Below are 3457 nucleotides of genomic sequence, written 5' to 3' on the forward strand. Positions count from 1 at the left end.
GGTTGTTCGTCATGCATGAGTTTGGGGGAGCCGTGGAGGGAATGCAAGGTGGGCGGGATTTGACGCTTACGACCCGAAAACAGATCGATGGTTCATCGATCATAAAGCAGAACGACTTGCCACCTTACCGGGAGTTCCCGCTGTAGCTCTGGGTGGATCGCGAGCGACTGAAAAAAGGATCGTCAGACGTGCGGGTCTCAGTCACCTGGCGGCTCAGTTCAGGAAATTGTCGACTGAACCACTTGAACTGAAAACCTTGATTCAGGAAGTCCGGGATGAGATCAGTGCATGCCCAATGTAGGTTGTGTCGACCTGAAGGGACGCTGACGCAGATGCCTTCGCGCTTCGGCAAGAGCTCCGTGAAATGGGAGTCATTGTACCACGCTGTTCACGGTGACCATATGACAGACAAATAACACGAGTGATCGCGCGATATTGACACTTCGAACGATACGTATTATCTTGATTTCATACGATGTGGAATCGTTCTCACATTGCAAAGGCATAGTAGGAGCAGGCTTTAACAGGGGGTGTCCTCGAAATGTCCTCCTGAGTCAGATACGGGGTGAAAGCGTCATCCTGTGAGATCAACACTGGTTCGATGGGGCTGGCAAAAGGGAATGTACACAAATTTTGTGATGATTGGCGGATTTCTTGGAGCGGGAAAAACATCGATGATTGTGCGGATGGCCAGATATCTTCGCTCTCTGGGCGAGAGTGTGGCGGTCATCACGAATGATCAGGGCTCCGATCTCATCGACACGAGGACGATTGCTGCGGCTGACGCCTTCGTGGTGGAAATTGTCGGGGGGTGTTTTTGTTGTAGGTTTCATGAGCTTGAGAGTGTCATCCAGGGGGTGATCAACGAGCACCATCCCACATGGATTCTGTCGGAAGCGGTGGGCAGTTGCACGGACTTGGTGGCAACGGTCATGCGACCCTTGAGGCGGTTGTACCGCGAAACGTTGCGGTTGCGTCCGGTCAGTGTCGTGGTCGATCCCGCACGCGCCCTTTGCTTACTCTGTGACCGACCTCAGAATTTCTCTGAGGAGATTGCCTATTTGTACCGCCAACAACTGTGCGAGGCGGATGTCATCTTGCTGAATAAGTCGGATGTGACGACGCAGTCCGTCTCCAACGCAGTACGGAGTGTTCTGAAAACCGTCAATCCGGGTGCGACGATTGTTCAGACGTCGGCACTGACAGGTGATGGTTTGACGGATTGGGCCGATCTGCTCTGTCATGGCACTGAGAAGGTCGCAGAAAACCCGCTCGTGCAACTCGACTATGACGTATACGCGCAGGCAGAGGCGCAGTTGGGCTGGGTCAACCTGCGCGTGGAGGCCAGGGGACGAGAGCCGTTCAGCGCATCAAAATTTCTGCGGGAAATAGGGGCCGAGCTGCAGACGCGGCTAAGGGAGAAGCGGTTTGAAACGGCGCATGTGAAAATGCTGGGATTGTCGGCGCGGAGCCCTGTGATTGGCAGCCTCACCACCTCCGCCGGGCAGTGGCGATGGAGCGACTCTGGCGACACCATGACACCAGAGGCGCTCATCCTGGTGAATGCCCGTGTCAGTGCGCCGCCTGAGGAACTTCTGGATTGCGTGATGCGGAGTCTTGACATCGTGTCCACAGCACGCGGAATACCATATGGCGTCATTGCCTCCCAGGCCTTTCGCCCGGCCCGTCCGACTCCGTCCTATCGGGAGGCCTAGTCTTTGACGCCTCGACATGTTCAGTACGAAGCGTTCTACAAGAACGGGTGATGGTGAATGGGTGCAGAGGGATGGGGCGGGATCACTTCACGATGAAGCGCGACAGAATCCTGGTGGAGGTCTTTCCTAAGTTTTTCGCGGAGTACGATGAAACGGCCGATGCGTGTGGTCCAGACTGCATTTGCTCCGGGGTCACAATGGGCCAAATCCAGCGGCTCAACGAGGACTTCCTGGGCATGGTGCACCGCGTGGCCAACGATGCTGAGGCTCCAGTAACCGTTCAGGTCTATCGCTATACCTCCCGTGACGATCGCGCGTCTGCGATCGCGAGGTTAAATGAATTCATGGGACGTTTGGGATACAAATCATTTCACGAAGGTGAAGAGGCTCGGCAAATACTGGAATTGATGACTCCGGTGTTGGCGGTATCCGGTGAGATATGTGCTTTCGGAACGTATCCGCCACGGGAGGCTTTGGAGCGCGCGCTTGGTGTCTTGTGAAGATGAAGACGAAGGCTTAACAACTGGAACTTCAGTTCCTGTAGGAAGTCAATCAAACAGACGACGTGAGGTGGGTATAGTGGCATCTGCTGCGGACCAATGGCAGGAGATGGGTTCGTCGAGACGATACCCTGGAACCGCCAATCGAGCGGCATTTTTGCTCGGTGGAATTGGCACGGGCAATGTATCGCTGGGTAGCCGGGGAGATCTCAGAGACTGGGAAATTTTTAACCGCCCTGGGAAAGGTGTCAAATTGCCCAACACGTATTTCACCATCTGGGCGAAAAGTGATGGCGAACCTCCAGTCGCGAAGATCCTCGAATCCCGTTTGACACCGCCGTACGATGCTTCGCATGGCCTCCATCCGTCCGATGCGGGCGGACTGCCTCGCCTGGCACGTTCCTTCATGCGGGGTGAGTATCCGTTTGTGTGGATTGACTTCGAAGATGATGACCTGCCGGTGTCCGTTCAACTTGAGGCGTTCACGCCTTTTATCCCGCTGAATCCAGAAGATTCTGGAATACCAGGTGCCATCTTCACCTATCGTGTCACGAATTCATCCTCTCGGGCCGTGGAAGTCACGATCGCAGGCTCATTGTTCAATCCCATTGGCGGAGTGGGACGTGATCGATTTGGCAATGTCAGCGGCCCGCGCCTCGGGGGCAGCCTCAATCTGTACCGTGCCGAGCAAGGGATAACTGGCCTTGAACTGACGACTCGCAAGTACGCTCCAACGCAGCTGGAATACGGCAACATGGCTTTGATCACGACCAATCGGGACGTTTCTTACAAGCGAGCGTGGTACCGCGGGGCGTGGTTTGATGAATTGCAGGAATTCTGGACTGACTTGGTGGACGATGGACGTCTCACGGACTTAGGATATGAAACGCCGTCTGAGGATGGGAGATCGGATACGTGTTCACTCGCTGTGCACGAACGGATCGGGCCGGGTGAGACGCGTTTGTTTCGGTTTGTCTTGAGTTGGTATTTTCCAAACCGCCTCAACGGCTGGAGCGAGGAGCATCGTGTTGGCGAACCAGGCAAGGAGCTGACGCAGAATTACTATGTGAATCTGTTCTCCGACGCGTGGTCCGCTGCTCGTTATTTGGTTTCAAACTTTGAACGACTCTACCAAGCATCCATGGCCTTTCATGACGCGCTCTATTCGACCGTTAAAGTCTCAAGTAGTGGTGTAAAATCCGTCGTCCACATTTGACGACGAAGCCACCGTGCGTGTCTACT

At 54.8% G+C, this 3457-nt stretch carries 3 protein-coding genes; all 3 read left to right on the forward strand.

Annotated elements, in window-relative coordinates:
• The first annotated feature begins 638 nt into the window (after nt 1-638).
• The 3 genes from IEX97_RS12730 (at nt 639) to IEX97_RS12740 (ending at nt 3431) form a co-directional block, all read left to right on the forward strand.
• Nucleotides 639-1715 carry a GTP-binding protein gene (locus IEX97_RS12730; RefSeq protein ID WP_268238351.1) on the forward strand — a complete coding sequence of 359 codons (1077 nt, stop codon included), beginning with the start codon at nt 639-641 and terminating at the stop codon, nt 1713-1715.
• Between the two features lie 71 nt (nt 1716-1786).
• The gene (locus IEX97_RS12735) at nt 1787-2215 is read left to right on the forward strand and encodes a hypothetical protein (protein ID WP_188883486.1); all 429 of its coding nucleotides are present in this window, start codon (nt 1787-1789) and stop codon (nt 2213-2215) included.
• Nucleotides 2216-2294: 79 nt separating this feature from the next.
• Nucleotides 2295-3431 (forward strand): GH116 family glycosyl-hydrolase, encoded by a 1137-nt coding sequence (locus IEX97_RS12740; RefSeq protein ID WP_188883487.1) that lies wholly within the window; start codon nt 2295-2297, stop codon nt 3429-3431.
• Nucleotides 3432-3457 lie beyond the last annotated feature (26 nt).

Source organism: Paenalicyclobacillus cellulosilyticus (genome assembly GCF_014647315.1).
Classification (GTDB): domain Bacteria; phylum Bacillota; class Bacilli; order Alicyclobacillales; family Alicyclobacillaceae; genus Alicyclobacillus_J; species Alicyclobacillus_J cellulosilyticus.

Coding starts and splice junctions, on each gene's coding strand:
- IEX97_RS12730 (WP_268238351.1), top strand. CDS start 639: ATGATTGGCGGATTTCTTGGAGCGGGAAAAACATCGATGATTGTGCGG.
- IEX97_RS12735 (WP_188883486.1), top strand. CDS start 1,787: ATGGGGCGGGATCACTTCACGATGAAGCGCGACAGAATCCTGGTGGAG.